This window comes from Streptomyces pactum (assembly GCF_002005225.1).
GTDB classification, from domain to species: domain Bacteria; phylum Actinomycetota; class Actinomycetes; order Streptomycetales; family Streptomycetaceae; genus Streptomyces; species Streptomyces pactum_A.
On the sequence record NZ_CP019724.1, the window covers coordinates 2,563,625 to 2,578,120 of the forward strand.

Below are 14,496 nucleotides of genomic sequence, written 5' to 3' on the forward strand. Positions count from 1 at the left end.
CGAATGCACTTTTGCTTTTCATGCCTTGCGGCGATTTCGGCGGTTACCGATGACCATGGAGGCCAGGACGAACAGTACGGCGATGATGAACATGGCCGTACCGATGACGTTGATCTGAACGGGCGTGCCGCGCTGGGCCGATCCCCAGACGAACATGGGGAAGGTGACGGTGGAACCCGCGTTGAAATTGGTGATGATGAAATCGTCGAAGGAGAGCGCGAAGGCGAGCAGCGCGCCGGCGGCGATTCCGGGGGCCGCGATGGGGAGCGTGACCCGGACGAAGGTCTGGAAGGGACCGGCGTACAGGTCCTGCGCCGCCTGCTCCAGCCTCGGGTCCATCGACATCACACGCGCCTTGACGGCCGTCACGACGAAGCTGAGGCAGAACATGATGTGGGCGATCAGGATCGTCCAGAAGCCGAGCTGAGCACCCATGTTGAGGAACAGGGTGAGCAGCGAGGCGGCCATCACGACCTCGGGCATCGCCATCGGCAGGAAGATCAGCGAGTTGATCGCGCCGCGTGCCCGGAAGCGGTAGCGGACCAGCGCGAAGGCGATCGCCGTGCCCAGCGCGGTGGCGCCCAGCGTCGCCCAGAAGGCGATCTGGAGACTGAGCGACAGGGAACCGCACAGCCCGGAGACGCCGCACGGGTCCTTCCAGGCCTCCGTGGAGAACTGCTGCCAGGCGTAATTGAAGCGCCCGTTCGGCCTGTTGAACGAGAACACCGTGACGATGACATTGGGCAGCAGGAGATAAGCGAGCGTCAGCAGTCCGGCGATCACGACCAGATTGCGCTTGAACCAGTTGACGAAGGCCATTTAAACCAGATCCTCCGTGCCGGACTTGCGGATGTAGACGGTGACCATGGCGAGAATCGCGGCCATCAGAATGAAGGAGAGCGCCGCCGCCGTCGGATAGTCCAGCACCCGCAGGAACTGGGACTGGATCACGTTGCCGATCATGCCGGTGTCGGCCGAGCCCAGCAGGGACGCGTTGACGTAGTCGCCGGTCGCCGGAATGAAGGTGAGCAGCGTCCCGGAGACGACGCCGGGCATGGACAGCGGGAAGGTGACCTTCCTGAAGACCGTGGACGGCTTGGCGTACAGGTCCCGCGCCGCCTCGTGCAGCCGTCCGTCGATGCGTTCCAGCGAGGTGTACAGCGGCAGGATCATGAAGGGGAGGAAGTTGTACGTCAGACCGCAGACCACCGCGAGCGGTGTGGCCAGCACACGGTCGCCGGCCGTCCAGCCGAGCCAGCTCGTGACGTCCAGGACGTGCAGCGTGTTGAGGGCTGCGACGACCGGGCCGCCGTCGGCGAGGATCGTCTTCCAGGCCAGGGTGCGGATCAGGAAGCTGGTGAAGAACGGCGCGATCACCAAAATCATGATCAGGTTCCGCCAGCGCCCCGCGCGGAAGGCGATCAGGTACGCGAGCGGGTAGCCGAGCAGCAGGCACAGGACGGTGGCGGAGGCGGCGTAGGCGACCGAGCGCAGGAACTGCGGCCAGTACTCGGACAGCGCGTCCCAGTAGGTCACGAAGTGCCAGGTGACCTTGTAGCCCTCCTCCAGCGAGCCCGTCTGCACGGACGTGGAGGCCTGGTAGATCATCGGCACCGCGAAGAAGACGACCAGCCACAGGATGCCGGGCAGCAGCAGCCAGTACGGCGTCCAGCGGCCCCGCTTGCGCGGGGGCTTCTTCTCGGGCGCGGGCGGGGAGAGCGGCGGTGGCGCCTCGGTGAGGGTGGACATCAGGCGGACTCCCCCTCGGCCGCGCCCGCGTCGCCCGTCGTCCCGGCGAGCGGGGACTGGGCCGCGTCCAGGCCGAAGGTGTGCGCCGGGTTCCAGTGCAGGACGACGTCGGCGCCGGGGGCCAGCCGGACGTCGCGGTCGATGTTCTGGGCGTACACCTCGAACTCGGGACAGGCCGCGCAGTCGACCACGTACTGCGTGGAGACGCCGATGAAGCTGGTGTTCCTGATCTTGCCGGTGATGCGGTTGCGGCCCTCGGGGATGGCACCGGCGTCGTCCGCGTGCGTGAGGCTGATCTTCTCCGGGCGCACGCCGACCAGCACCTTGCCGCCCTCCCGGGCGGGCGCGGAACAGCGGGCGCCGGGCAGGACCAGTTTGTCGCCGGCCGCCCTGACCACGACGTCGTCGCCGCTGTGGGTGTCGACCTCGGCCTCGATGAGGTTGGAGGTGCCCAGGAAGTTGGCGACGAAGGTGGTGCGCGGGTTCTCGTAGAGGTCGGCGGGGGCGCCCAGTTGCTCGACGCGGCCCGCGTTCATGACGGCGACCTGGTCGGCCATCGTCATGGCCTCCTCCTGGTCGTGCGTGACGTGCACGAAGGTGATGCCGACCTCGGTCTGGATGCGCTTGAGCTCGAGCTGCATCTGACGGCGCAGCTTGAGGTCGAGGGCGCCGAGCGGTTCGTCGAGGAGCAGTACCTTGGGGTGGTTGATCAGGGCGCGGGCGACCGCGACGCGCTGCTGCTGGCCGCCGGAGAGCTGGTGCGGCTTCTTGCGCGCCTGTTCGCCGAGCTGGACGAGGTCGAGCATCTCCCCCACCTGCTTCTTCACGCTCTTGATGCCGCGCCGGCGCAGGCCGAAGGCGACGTTCTCGAAGATGTCGAGGTGCGGGAAGAGGGCGTAGGACTGGAAGACCGTGTTGACCGGCCGTTTGTAGGGCGGCAGCGCGGTCACGTCCTGGTCGCCGAGGTGGACGGTGCCCCCGCTGGGTTCCTCCAGCCCGGCGATCATGCGCAGGGTCGTCGTCTTGCCGCAGCCGGAGGCGCCGAGCAGGGCGAAGAAGGAACCCTGGGGCACGGTCAGGTCGAGCGGGTGCACGGCGGTGAAGGAGCCGTAGGTCTTGCCGATGCCAACGAGGCGGACGTCCCCGCCGCGCTCCGTCGAGTCTGTGGTGGTCTTCATCGTCGTCACGCCCCAGTGAGCTTCGCGAACTTCTCTTCGTAGGCCGTCTCTTCCTTCGCGCTCAGTGAGCGGAAGGCACGGGACTGGGCCTGCATGGCCTGGTCGGGAATGATCAGCGGGTTGTTCGCCGCGTCCTCGTCGATCTTCGCCAGCTCGTCCTTCACGCCCTCCACGGGACAGACGTAGTTGATGTAGGCGGCGAGCCGCGCGGCCGGTCCGGGCTCGTAGTAGTAGTCCATGAGCCGCTCGGCGTTGGTCTTGTGCCGGGCCTTGTTGGGGACCAGCATGTTGTCGCTGGACGTGATGTATCCGCTGTCGGGGATGAGGAAGTCGACGTCCGGGTTGTCCGCCTTGAGCTGGACGACGTCACCGGCCCAGGCCAGGCAGGCCGCGAAGTCGCCCTTGCTGATGTCGGCGGTGTAGTCGTTGCCGGTGAAGCGGCGTATCTGGCCGCGGTCGACGCCCTTCTGGAGCCGGTCGATCGCCGCGTCGTAGTCGTCGTCGGAGAAGTCGCCCGGGTCCTTGCCCATGTCGAGCAGCACCATGCCGATGCTGTCGCGCATTTCGGTGAGGAAGCCGACGCGTCCCTTGAGCTCGGGCTTGTCGAGCAGGTCGGAGACCGTCCTCACCTCGACGCCGTCCAGCGCCTTCTTGTTGTAGGCGATGACGGTCGAGATGCCCTGCCAGGGGTACGAGTAGGCGCGGCCCGGGTCCCAGTCGGGGCTGCGAAACTGGGGGGACAGGTTGGCGTAGGCGTGCGGCAGGTTGGACGGGTCCAGTTTCTGGACCCACCCGAGGCGGATCAGCCGCGCGGCCAGCCAGTCGGTGACGACGATGATGTCGCGGCCGGTCTCCTGGCCGGCGGCGAGCTGCGGCTGGATCTTGCCGAAGAACTCGTTGTTGTCGTTGATGTCCTCGGTGTACTTGACCTTGATGCCGGTCCGCTCGGTGAACGCGTCCAGCGTCGGGTGCCGGTTGCCGCTGTCGTCGACGTCCATGTACTCGGTCCAGTTGGAGAAGGAGACCTCCTTCTCCTCCTTGGACCGGTCCTCGGACGACACGCCGCCCTCGGTCTTGCCGGCCGCCGGGATGCCGCAGGCGCTCAGCGTCCCGAGTCCGCCGACCGCGAGCGCGCCGCCCGCGGAGGCGCGCAGCAGTGAGCGGCGGGTCAGGGCCGCCCTGCCGCTGGTGAAACTGCGCCGCATGGCGGCCACTCGGGCCGGGGACAGGCGGTCGGGCTCGTACTGCTCCATGCGCGTGGTTGCCCTTTCGGGTGGGTCGGCCGTGGTCGGCGGCCTGAAGGTGATGGCTATCGGTCCCCGAAGACGGTGCGGTGCCAGTCCTTGGCCGCCACCGCGGTGTTGTCGAACATGACGTGCTTGACCTGCGTGTACTCCTCGAAGGAGTAGGCGGACATGTCCTTGCCGAAGCCGGACGCCTGGTACCCGCCGTGCGGCATCTCGCTGATGATCGGGATGTGGTCGTTGATCCACACGCAGCCCGCCTTGATCTCGCGGGTGGCGCGGCCCGTCCGGTACACGTCCCGGCTCCAGGCGGAAGCGGCGAGACCGTAGGGGGTGTCGTTGGCGAGCCGGATGCCCTCCTCGTCGGTGTCGAAGGGGAGGACGACCAGGACCGGCCCGAAGATCTCGGACTGGACGACCTCGCTGTCCTGCGTCGCGTCGGCGATGAGGGTGGGCCGGTAGTAGGCGCCGTCCTCGAGGTCGCCCCGCGGTGCCTCGCCGCCGGTCACCACGCGCGCGTAGGAGCGGGCCCGGTCGACGAAGCCGGCGACGCGGTCGCGCTGGACGTGGCTGACCAGCGGGCCGAGGTCGGTGCCCGGGGCGAAGGGGTCGCCGACGCGGACGGTGTCCATGAGGGCGGCGGTCCTCTCGACGAACGCCTCGTAGAGGGGTCGCTGTACGTACGCGCGCGTGGCGGCCGTGCAGTCCTGGCCGGTGTTGATGAGCGCGCCCGCGACCGCGCCGTGGACGGCGGCGTCGAGGTCGGCGTCGTCGAAGACGAGGAAGGGCGCCTTGCCGCCCAGCTCCAGGTGCAGTCGCTTGACCGTGGCCGTGGCGACCTCGGCGACGCGCTTGCCGACGGCGGTGGAGCCGGTGAAGGAGGTCATGGCGACGTCCGGGTGGCCGACGAGGTGCTCGCCGGCCTCCCGCCCGGTGCCGGTGACGATGTTGATCACGCCGTCGGGGAGGCCCGCCTCGGTCGCGGCCTGGGCGAACATCAGGGAGGTCAGCGGCGTGATCTCGGCGGGCTTGAGCACGATGGTGTTGCCCGCGGCGACCGCCGGGAGGATCTTCCAGGCGGCCATCTGGAGGGGGTAGTTCCAGGGCGCGATGGACCCGACGACGCCGATCGGCTCACGGCGGACGTACGAGGTGTGGTCGCCGGAGTACTCCCCCGCCGACTGCCCCTGCAGCAGGCGGGCGGCACCGGCGAAGAAGGCCGCGTTGTCGACCGTGCCCGGCACGTCGAACTCGCGGGTCAGCTTCAGCGGCTTCCCGCACTGCAGGGACTCCGCGCGGGCGAAGTCCTCGGCCCGCTCGGCGAGCACGGCGGCGAACCGGTGCAGGGCGTCGGAACGCTCCCCGGGGGTGGCGCCGGACCAGCCGGGGAACGCCTCCCGGGCGGCGGCGACGGCCGCGTCGACGTCGTCGGGGCCGGCCAGTTCGTAGGTGAGGACGTCCTCACCGGTCGCCGGGTCGACGACCGTGTGCGTGCGTCCGGAGGTGCCCTTGGTCAGACGGCCCGCGATGTACTGGGCCCCCTCCGCGAAGCGGTCCCGGGCCGGGAATCGGCCCGGGGTGGCGTGGTCCGGGTTGTGCATGTCGGCTCTCCTCGGTCTCCCCGTGACGGGGGCCGGCGTGGCTCGGGCTCGATGTGAGTGCCGATCCTGACAGAGCACTAGGCCTCCAACAAGTGATTCCGTTGTTGCCATTTGGTTACGCGACGGAATCTGTCGACCAGGTGTCGAGTTGCCACGGAAAAGGCCGGACGGAGTGTCAGTGGCGCGTGCCAGACTCGCGTGCATGGAGAGGAGCACGGGGGCGGGGGACCACGGGCCGGCGGTGGAGATCGTGGACAGCAGGGACGCGCTGCTCAGACGGGCCGGGGCGGGCGCGAGGATCAAGTACCTCTGCTTCTGGGGGCACCGGCCGCGCCCCGATGGCCGGATCGGGCCGAGCTGCCTGAGCCAGTGGTGGCCGTCGCCGTTCACCGTGGCCGGGGTGGAGTACGCGACCGCCGAGCACTGGATGATGGCGGGCAAGGCCCGGCTCTTCGAGGACGCGGAGGCCGAGCGACGGGTGCTGGCCGCGGAGCATCCCGCCGAGGCCAAGAAGGCGGGCCGGCTGGTACGCGGCTTCGACGAGTCGGTGTGGGAGCGCGAGCGGTTCCGGATCGTCGTCGAGGGCAGCGTCCACAAGTTCGCCGCCGACCCCGCGCTGCGCGGGTTCCTGGTGAGCACGGGCGACAGGGTGCTGGTCGAGGCGAGTCCCGTGGACCGGGTGTGGGGCATCGGTCTGGCCGCCAACGACGAGGCGGCGACCGACCCGAAGCGGTGGCGGGGGCCGAATCTGCTGGGGTTCGCGCTGATGACGGCGCGGCAGCGGCTGGGCGGAAGCGGATGACGCCGACGGACCCGGCCGCCGGCGTCGTCGGTCTCAGCCCCGCGTCTGCGTCGCCACGGAGACCGCCGCCGGGCGCGGGGCGCCGTAGTAGGGGTCCTCGTACTCCGAGTCGTCGTTGACCGCGGCGGTGATGCCGATGGCGATGAGGGCCATCACGGCGACGCCGAGGACGATGCCGATGATGCCCATGATGAAGCCGGCCTGGGCCTGTCCGTGGTTGGTGGCCTCGCCGCGCTCGGCCTTCCTGCGGCCCTTGACGCCGAAGACCACGGCGAGGATGCCGAGCACCAGCGAGACCACGCCGTACGCGCAGAACATGCAGCAGGCCAGGATGCCCAGCACCATCGCCGTGGTGCCCGCCCCGTTCTGCGGAGGCAGCGGAAGGCCGGGCCAGCCGTAGCCCTGGGGGTGACCGGGGTGACCGGGGTAGCCGGGGTAGCCGTACCCGCCCGGGGCGCCGGGGCCGCCGGGCGCGACGGGCGGAGGCGGCACCGCGCCCTGGGGAGCCCCGTATCCGGGCGCGGGCATGGACGCCATCGTGGCCTGATCGTGCACGGACGGCGGCGGCCCCGCGCCGGCGTCCGGGCCCTTGTCCAGCGACGGCCGGCTCTCGGGTGGCGACCAGGGGTCGTGAGCACCGCTGGAGTCCCCGCCCGGCTGTCTGGCGTCCGTCATTTTCGTCCCCCTGCGTCGATCGTGCCCGCCATGCTACGGGGCCCCACCCATCCGGGGTGAGACCGGCCTACGATGATCCCCGAACCACCGATCAGCCGATCACCCGCGTCCCGCCGGCCCGCACCGGCCCGGGACGCCGTTCCGGGGAGGAACCTTGACCGAGCACCTCGTCGACCCCGACGTCCCGCGCGACCTGCACGCCTTCATCGCCGGACTGCCCAAGGCCGAACTGCACGTCCACCACGTCGGCTCCGCCTCCCCGCGCATCGTCTCGGAACTGGCCGCGCGCCACCCCGACTCGAAGGTCCCCACCGACCCCGAGGCCCTGGTCGACTTCTTCACGTTCACGGACTTCGCCCACTTCATCGACGTGTACCTGTCCGTCGTCGACCTGATCCGCACCCCGGAGGACGTACGCCTGCTGACGTACGAGGTGGCCCGGGACATGGCCCGGCAGCAGGTGCGGTACGCCGAGCTGACCATCACGCCGTTCTCCTCCACCCGGCGCGGCATCGACGAGGGTGCCTTCATGGACGCGATCGAGGACGCCCGCAAGGCGGCCGAGGCCGAGTTCGGGACCGTACTGCGGTGGTGCTTCGACATTCCGGGCGAGGCCGGCCTGGAGTCCGCCGAGGAGACGGTGCGGCTCGCCACCGACGACCGCGTACGCCCGGAGGGCCTGGTCTCCTTCGGGCTCGGCGGACCGGAGATCGGGGTCGGCCGGCCCCAGTTCAAGCCGTACTTCGACCAGGCGATCGCCGCGGGGCTGCACTCGGTGCCGCACGCGGGCGAGACCACCGGCCCGCAGACGGTGTGGGACGCCCTCACCGACCTGCGCGCCGAGCGCATCGGACACGGCACCAGCTCGGCGCGGGATCCCAGGCTGCTGGCGCATCTCGCCGAGCGGCGCATCCCGCTGGAAGTGTGCCCGACCTCCAACATCGCCACCCGCGCGGTGCGTTCCCTGGACGAGCACCCGATCAAGGAGTTCACGCGCGCCGGCGTCCTGGTGACCATCAACTCCGACGACCCGCCGATGTTCGGCACCGACCTCAACAACGAGTACGCCGTCGCCGCCCGGCTCCTCGGCCTCGACGAGCGGGGACTCGCCGACCTGGCGAAGAACGCGGTCGAGGCGTCGTTCCTGGACGCGCCGGGCAAGACGCGGATCAGGGACGAGATCGACGCGTACACCGCCAAGTGGCTCGCCGCCTGAGCGGGGCGGCCGCCATGAGTCCCGCGCGCGACGTGACCGCCGTGGCCCACCGCGGCGACCCGTACCGGTACCGCGAGAACACCATCGGCTCACTGCGCTCCGCCCTCGCCCTCGGCGCGGACGCGGTCGAGACCGACGTACGCCTCACCCGGGACGGCGTGCCCGTGCTGCTGCACGACGAGACGCTGAAGCGGCTGTGGCGGCACGACCGGCCGCTGCGCTCCCTGTCGGCCGAGGAGGTACGCGGGCTGACGGCGGGCAGGGTACCGACGCTCGCGGAGGCGCTGGCCGCGACGGAGGGCAGCCGGTTGATGCTCGACCTGCCGGGCGGGCCGGGCGAGCGGGCGGTACGGCGCGTCGTGGACGTCGTCCGCGAGTGCGGGGCCGAGGACCGCGTGTACTACACCGCGGGTGCCGCGGCCATGCTCGCCGTGCGCGCCGCCGATCCCGCCGCCGAGATCGCCATGACCTGGACGACGGCGGCGCCGCCCCGGCCCGCGCTGCTCGCGGCGGTGCGTCCGCGGTGGCTGAACTACCGGTTCGGGCTGGTGAACCGGGCCCTGGCCGAGCGCGTCCACGGCGACGGCTGCCTGCTGTCCGTGTGGACCCCCGACACCCGGCGCTCCATGCGCCGGCTGATCGGGCTGGGCGTCGACTCGATCACGACCAACCGCATCGACACGCTCTGTGCCCTGCGCGGTACCGGCACCGGTCCGCGCCCGTAAGGGGAATCCCGCACAAGTCCCTTGATATCTGGGGGACTTCCCGGAGTCCGGGTCCAGGGCGGGTGCCCTCCTCGCAGCGGATCCGTCAAGGTTCGCGGCACGACGAGGATGATCACCGGCCTTCCCGTCCGGACTCCTGGAGCAGTCGATGCGCACCCGTACCTCCTCCGTCCTCACCGCCTCCCTCGTCCTCGCCCTCGCCGCCGGCCCGCTGGCCGCGCCCGCGTTCGCCGCACCGCCCTCCTCCCCCGCTGCCGCCTCCACCGGGCACGCGACGGACGGGACGGACGGACCGGACGAGAAGGCGCTGCGCGCCGCGCTCGGCGTGGTCCCGAACCAGCACGCCACGGCCGCCCTCGTACGGGTCGGCGGCACCGACGGCCGCTGGCGCGGCAGCGCGGGCGTACGCGACCTGGCCGGTGGCCGGCCCGCGCACCCGAACGCCCTCTTCCGCGCCGGCTCGATCACGAAGGTCGTCACCGCCGCCACCGTCCTGCGGCTCGCGGCGCAGCACAGGATCGATCTGGACGCGCCCGTGCAGGGCTACCTTCCCGGCCTGTTCACGCCGGACTTCGAGCAGCCGATCAGCGTGCGCCGGCTGCTGAACCACACCAGCGGCATCAAGCCGGGCGCCGGTCTCGGCGAGAGCTTCGCTCAGGTGTACGAGCGCCGGTTCGAGACCCTCACTCCGCAGGAGGTCGCGGCGTCGGCGATCTCGAAGGGACCGGAATTCGCCCCGGGCGAGCAGCAGCGCTACCTCAACATCAACTACACGATTCTCGGCCTGCTGATCGAGAAGGTGACGGGCCGCTCGTACGCCTCTGAGGCCACGCGCCTGGTCCTGCGCCCGGCCGGCATGCACCACACGTACTTCCCGGGCACCGACCCGCACATCCGGGGCCCGCACAACCGGGGTTACCAGACGGTGGAGCGGGCGGACGGCACGGTGAAGCTGCTCGACGTGACCGAGTGGAACCACGCCGACCGCTGGGCGGCCGGCGACATGATCTCGACCACCGCCGACTTGGAGCGGCTGCTCACGAAGCTGTTCCGGGGGAAGATCGTGCCGCAGCCGGAGCTGGAGGAGATGTTCACTACCCCGGCGGGCCTCCCGGACGCGACCCGCAGCGCGGGACTGGAGTACAAGGAGGTGGGGGGCCAGGTCTTCTGGGGCAAGTCGGGGTCCCGCTACGGCTACAGCGCGGTCATGGGCGGCACCCGCGACCTGAGCCGCACCCTCGTCTACTCGGTCAACGCCACGGACGCCAAGAGCGCGAAGCGCAACCCGGTCATCGACGCGATCACCACGGCCGCGCTGCGGTAGCCCCCGTCAGCCGCCGCGAACGCAGCAGCGGGTCGAGGTACTCGGTGACGTTCGGCTGACGGGAGCGGTCCACCTCCTGCACCCAGCCGAGCCGGACGAAGCGCCCGCACATCCAGTCGCTGATGACGATCAGGTCGCGGCCCGTGGGCTGGTGGCCCGGCGCGACGTACGCGGCCGGCACACCGCGGTCGGCCAGCGCACCGAGCCCGGCGGAGCCGCCCAGGCCGCGCGGCAGGGCCCGGCGGGAGATCCGGGGCGTCTTCGGGAGCAGGGGCATGGCCGCAGGATCCCGCGCCCGTCCCGGCGGGGACGATCGACGCTGCGTCGAGCGCCTGAGTCCAGGCCCGACACCCTGTCGACCGGGGCGAGTCCACCGTCCACGCGGCGCGGCCCCGGACGGGAACTCCCGTCCGGGGCCGCACGCGAACCGGGTTCGTCAGGCGTCCAGCGACGTTATCACGTGCTTGATCCGGGTGTAGTCCTCGAAACCGTAACCCGACAGGTCCTTGCCGTAGCCGGACTTCTTGAAGCCGCCGTGCGGCATCTCGGCGACCAGCGGGATGTGGGTGTTGATCCACACGCAGCCGAAGTCCAGCTTCTTGGACATCCGCATGGCGCGGCCGTGGTCCTTGGTCCACACCGAGGAGGCCAGGGCGTACTCGACGCCGTTGGCCCACTCGACGGCCTGGTCCTCGTCGCGGAAGGACTGGACCGTGATGACCGGGCCGAAGACCTCCTTCTGGACGATCTCGTCGTCCTGCCTGAGGCCCGAGACGACGGTCGGGGCGAAGAAGTAGCCCTTGTCGCCGACCTGGTGCCCGCCCGCCTCGACCTTGGCGTGGGCGGGGAGGCGCTCGATGAACCCGGCGACCTGCTTGAGCTGGTTGGGGTTGTTGAGCGGGCCGTACAGCACGTCCTCGTCGTCCGGCTGCCCGGTCCTGGTCTCGGCGGCCGCCTTGGCGAGCGCGCTCACGAACTCGTCGTGGATCGCCTCGTGGACCAGCACGCGCGTGGCGGCCGTGCAGTCCTGGCCGGCGTTGAAGAAGCCCGCGACCGAGATGTCCTCCACGGCCTTGGGGATGTCGGTGTCCTCGAAGACGACGACCGGCGCCTTGCCGCCCAGCTCCAGGTGGACGCGCTTGAGGTCCTTGGACGCCGACTCGGCGACCGACATGCCGGCCCGCACCGAGCCGGTGATGGAGGCCATCGCCGGGGTCTCGTGCTCGACCATCAGGCGGCCGGTGTCGCGGTCGCCGCAGACGACGTTGAAGACGCCCTTGGGCACGATCGAGCCGATGATGTCGGCCATCAGGGCCGTGGACGCCGGGGTGGTGTCCGAGGGCTTCAGGACGACCGTGTTGCCCGCGGCGAGCGCCGGGGCGAACTTCCACACGGCCATCATCATCGGGTAGTTCCACGGGGCGACCTGCGCGCAGACGCCGATCGGCTCGCGGCGGATCATGGAGGTCAGGCCCTCCATGTACTCACCGGCGCTGCGCCCCTCCAGCATCCGCGCCGCACCCGCGAAGAAGCGGATCTGGTCGACCATCGGCGGGATCTCCTCGGAGCGGGTCAGCCCGATGGGCTTGCCCGTGTTCTCCACCTCGGCCGCGATCAGCTCCTCGGCCCGCTCCTCGAACGCGTCCGCGATCTTCAGCAGGGCCTTCTGCCGCTCGGCCGGGACCAGGTCCCGCCAGGCCGGGAAGGCCGCGGCGGCGGCCGCCATGGCGGCGTCCACGTCCGCCTGCCCGGACAGGGGGGCGGTCGCGTAGGCCTCGCCCGTGGCGGGGTTGACCACCTCCGTGGTCCGTCCGTCGGCGGCGTCCCGGAACTCACCGTCGATGTAGTTGCGCAGACGACGCAGTTCGGTGCTCACTGCCGGCCCTCCAAGTTCGGTGTCTACTTCGGTCTCTCGGCGTTCGGGCTTGTCGGATGTCCAAACACTGAGACACCCACCCTAGACGGAGACCCCACGTTTTCAACACCCCCGGTCGCTTCCGTGTTGCGAAATCCGTAGAGCTAGAGGCCGCAGACAACGAATTTCATCGATCCAGGCTTGCGAAACTATCGATACGTCGTGCACAGTGAAGCCGTGGCCAGTCGAAGCGCAGACCAGAAGGACTCCCGCGAGTCCAGGACCGGCGGTCCCCAGTTGGACGCCGTCTCCCTCGCCATCATCGAGCAGCTCCAGGAGGACGGCCGCCGGCCGTACGCCGCCATCGGCAAGGCCGTCGGCCTGTCGGAGGCGGCCGTGCGCCAGCGCGTCCAGAAGCTCCTCGACCAGGGCGTGATGCAGATCGTCGCCGTCACGGACCCGCTCACCGTGGGATTCCGCCGGCAGGCGATGGTCGGCGTCAACGTCGAGGGCGACGTGGAGTCCGTCGCCGACGCGGTGACGGCCATGTCCGAATGCGAGTACGTGGTGATGACCGCGGGCTCCTTCGACCTGATGGTGGAGGTCGTCTGCGAGGACGACGACCACCTTCTGGACCTCATCAACAAACGCATCCGGGCCGTACCCGGAGTGCGCTCCACCGAGAGCTTCGTCTATCTCAAGCTCAAGAAGCAGACCTATATGTGGGGAACCCGATAATCGTGAGCACCGACAGCCCCAAGGACCTCAGCAGGACCGCGTACGACCACCTGTGGATGCACTTCACCCGCATGTCGTCGTACGAGAACGCCCCCGTCCCCACCATCGTCCGCGGTGAGGGCACCCACATCTACGACGACAAGGGCAAGCGCTACCTCGACGGTCTCGCCGGCCTGTTCGTGGTCCAGGCCGGACACGGCCGCACGGAGCTGGCCGAGACCGCCTCGAAGCAGGCGCAGGAGCTCGCCTTCTTCCCGGTGTGGTCTTACGCCCACCCCAAGGCCGTCGAGCTGGCCGAGCGCCTCGCCAACGAGGCCCCCGGCGACCTCAACAAGGTCTTCTTCACCACCGGTGGCGGCGAGGCGGTCGAGACCGCCTGGAAGCTGGCCAAGCAGTACTTCAAGCTGACCGGCAAGCCGACCAAGTACAAGGTCATCTCCCGCGCGGTCGCCTACCACGGCACCCCGCAGGGCGCCCTGTCGATCACCGGCCTGCCCGCCCTGAAGGCCCCCTTCGAGCCGCTCGTCCCGGGCGCGCACAAGGTGCCGAACACCAACATCTACCGCGCCCCGCTCTTCGGCGACGACCCCGAGGCCTTCGGCCGCTGGGCCGCCGACCAGATCGAGCAGCAGATCCTGTTCGAGGGCCCGGAGACGGTCGCGGCCGTCTTCCTGGAGCCCGTCCAGAACGCCGGCGGCTGCTTCCCGCCCCCGCCCGGGTACTTCCAGCGGGTGCGCGAGATCTGCGACCAGTACGACGTACTGCTCGTCTCGGACGAGGTCATCTGCGCCTTCGGCCGCCTCGGCACGACCTTCGCCTGCGACAAGTTCGGCTACGTCCCGGACATGATCACCTGCGCCAAGGGCATGACCTCGGGCTACTCCCCGATCGGCGCGTGCATCATCTCCGACCGCCTGGCCGAGCCGTTCTACAAGGGCGACAACACCTTCCTGCACGGCTACACCTTCGGCGGCCACCCGGTCTCCGCCGCGGTCGGCGTCGCCAACCTCGACCTGTTCGAGCGCGAGGGCCTCAACCAGCACGTGCTGGACAACGAGGGAAACTTCCGCGCGACCCTGGAGAAGCTCCTCGACCTGCCGATCGTCGGCGACGTCCGCGGCAACGGCTTCTTCTACGGCATCGAGCTGGTCAAGGACAAGCACACCAAGGAGTCCTTCACCGACGAGGAGACCGAGCGCGTCCTGTACGGCTTCCTCTCCAAGAAGCTCTTCGAGAACGGCCTGTACTGCCGTGCCGACGACCGCGGCGACCCGGTCATCCAGCTCGCCCCGCCGCTGATCTCCAACCAGGAGACCTTCGACGAGATCGAGCAGATCCTGCGCGCCACGCTGACGGAGGCGTGGACGAAGCTCTGATCCGGGGTGCCCT

13 protein-coding genes and 1 pseudogene are annotated in these 14,496 nt (G+C 70.1%); 6 read left to right on the forward strand and 8 right to left on the reverse strand.

The features are described from left to right. Positions 1-18: 18 nt before the first annotated feature. The 5 genes from B1H29_RS10355 to B1H29_RS10375 are packed head-to-tail and all read right to left on the reverse strand — an operon-like array spanning position 19 to position 5,772. Positions 19-819: an ABC transporter permease gene (locus B1H29_RS10355; RefSeq protein ID WP_055421705.1), complete on the reverse strand. Its 801-nt coding sequence runs from the start codon at positions 817-819 to the stop codon at positions 19-21. Continuing rightward, entirely contained in the window at positions 820-1,749 is a 930-nt protein-coding gene (locus B1H29_RS10360) for an ABC transporter permease (protein ID WP_055421706.1), read from the reverse strand. After that, complete coding sequence (locus tag B1H29_RS10365) at positions 1,749-2,927, reverse strand: ABC transporter ATP-binding protein (protein WP_107095397.1); 1,179 nt, start codon at positions 2,925-2,927, stop codon at positions 1,749-1,751. The genes B1H29_RS10360 and B1H29_RS10365 overlap by 1 nt, the downstream gene beginning before the upstream one ends. 5 nt (positions 2,928-2,932) lie before the next feature. Further along, entirely contained in the window at positions 2,933-4,180 is a 1,248-nt protein-coding gene (locus B1H29_RS10370) for a polyamine ABC transporter substrate-binding protein (RefSeq protein ID WP_055421708.1), read from the reverse strand. 56 nt (positions 4,181-4,236) lie between these two features. Next, on the reverse strand, positions 4,237-5,772 hold the full coding sequence (locus B1H29_RS10375) for a gamma-aminobutyraldehyde dehydrogenase (protein ID WP_055421709.1): 1,536 nt from the start codon (positions 5,770-5,772) through the stop codon (positions 4,237-4,239). Positions 5,773-5,974: 202 nt separating this feature from the next. On the opposite strand from B1H29_RS10375, the gene B1H29_RS10380 reads away from it, so the two are divergent. Further along, on the forward strand, positions 5,975-6,574 hold the full coding sequence (locus B1H29_RS10380; protein WP_199832454.1) for an NADAR family protein: 600 nt from the start codon (positions 5,975-5,977) through the stop codon (positions 6,572-6,574). A gap of 33 nt (positions 6,575-6,607) precedes the next feature. On the opposite strand, the gene B1H29_RS10385 is transcribed toward B1H29_RS10380, so the two are convergent. Next, positions 6,608-7,249, reverse strand: a complete 642-nt coding sequence (locus B1H29_RS10385) for a DUF4190 domain-containing protein (RefSeq protein ID WP_055421711.1) — start codon at positions 7,247-7,249, stop codon at positions 6,608-6,610. Positions 7,250-7,403: 154 nt separating this feature from the next. Between B1H29_RS10385 and B1H29_RS10390 the strand changes: the two genes are divergently transcribed. The 3 genes from B1H29_RS10390 to B1H29_RS10400 all read left to right on the forward strand — a co-directional run bounded on the left by B1H29_RS10390 (position 7,404) and on the right by B1H29_RS10400 (position 10,514). Then, positions 7,404-8,465, forward strand: a complete 1,062-nt coding sequence (locus B1H29_RS10390) for an adenosine deaminase (RefSeq protein WP_055421712.1) — start codon at positions 7,404-7,406, stop codon at positions 8,463-8,465. A gap of 14 nt (positions 8,466-8,479) precedes the next feature. Continuing rightward, positions 8,480-9,190, forward strand: coding sequence for a glycerophosphodiester phosphodiesterase (locus B1H29_RS10395; protein ID WP_055421935.1), 711 nt, complete (start codon positions 8,480-8,482; stop codon positions 9,188-9,190). 148 nt (positions 9,191-9,338) lie between these two features. Next, the gene (locus B1H29_RS10400) at positions 9,339-10,514 is read left to right on the forward strand and encodes a serine hydrolase domain-containing protein (RefSeq protein ID WP_055421713.1); all 1,176 of its coding nucleotides are present in this window, start codon (positions 9,339-9,341) and stop codon (positions 10,512-10,514) included. Here B1H29_RS10400 and B1H29_RS10405 read toward each other — a convergent pair. Together B1H29_RS10405 and B1H29_RS10410 are read right to left on the reverse strand one after the other, a co-directional pair. Then, positions 10,495-10,791: pseudogene (locus tag B1H29_RS10405) on the reverse strand (spermidine/putrescine ABC transporter substrate-binding protein); the annotation flags it as partial. The gene B1H29_RS10400 and the pseudogene B1H29_RS10405 sit on opposite strands and share 20 nt — an antisense overlap. A gap of 159 nt (positions 10,792-10,950) precedes the next feature. Further along, positions 10,951-12,390, reverse strand: coding sequence for a gamma-aminobutyraldehyde dehydrogenase (locus tag B1H29_RS10410; protein ID WP_055421715.1), 1,440 nt, complete (start codon positions 12,388-12,390; stop codon positions 10,951-10,953). A 201-nt stretch (positions 12,391-12,591) separates the two neighbouring features. Here B1H29_RS10410 and B1H29_RS10415 point away from each other — a divergent pair, with 201 nt between their 5' ends. Further along, positions 12,592-13,107, forward strand: a complete 516-nt coding sequence (locus tag B1H29_RS10415; RefSeq protein ID WP_055421716.1) for an Lrp/AsnC family transcriptional regulator — start codon at positions 12,592-12,594, stop codon at positions 13,105-13,107. Positions 13,108-13,109: 2 nt separating this feature from the next. Next, positions 13,110-14,483, forward strand: coding sequence for an aspartate aminotransferase family protein (locus B1H29_RS10420; protein ID WP_055421717.1), 1,374 nt, complete (start codon positions 13,110-13,112; stop codon positions 14,481-14,483). The last annotated feature ends 13 nt before the right edge of the window (positions 14,484-14,496 follow it).

What these genes read in the sequence shown, in the direction of transcription:
- B1H29_RS10375 (WP_055421709.1), bottom strand. Translation starts at nt 5,772, where the DNA reads ATGCACAACCCGGACCACGCCACCCCGGGCCGATTCCCGGCCCGGGAC.
- B1H29_RS10365 (WP_107095397.1), bottom strand. Translation starts at nt 2,927, where the DNA reads ATGAAGACCACCACAGACTCGACGGAGCGCGGCGGGGACGTCCGCCTC.
- B1H29_RS10385 (WP_055421711.1), bottom strand. Translation starts at nt 7,249, where the DNA reads ATGACGGACGCCAGACAGCCGGGCGGGGACTCCAGCGGTGCTCACGAC.
- B1H29_RS10395 (WP_055421935.1), top strand. Translation starts at nt 8,480, where the DNA reads ATGAGTCCCGCGCGCGACGTGACCGCCGTGGCCCACCGCGGCGACCCG.
- B1H29_RS10370 (WP_055421708.1), bottom strand. Translation starts at nt 4,180, where the DNA reads ATGGAGCAGTACGAGCCCGACCGCCTGTCCCCGGCCCGAGTGGCCGCC.
- B1H29_RS10380 (WP_199832454.1), top strand. Translation starts at nt 5,975, where the DNA reads ATGGAGAGGAGCACGGGGGCGGGGGACCACGGGCCGGCGGTGGAGATC.
- B1H29_RS10360 (WP_055421706.1), bottom strand. Translation starts at nt 1,749, where the DNA reads ATGTCCACCCTCACCGAGGCGCCACCGCCGCTCTCCCCGCCCGCGCCC.
- B1H29_RS10355 (WP_055421705.1), bottom strand. Translation starts at nt 819, where the DNA reads ATGGCCTTCGTCAACTGGTTCAAGCGCAATCTGGTCGTGATCGCCGGA.
- B1H29_RS10400 (WP_055421713.1), top strand. Translation starts at nt 9,339, where the DNA reads ATGCGCACCCGTACCTCCTCCGTCCTCACCGCCTCCCTCGTCCTCGCC.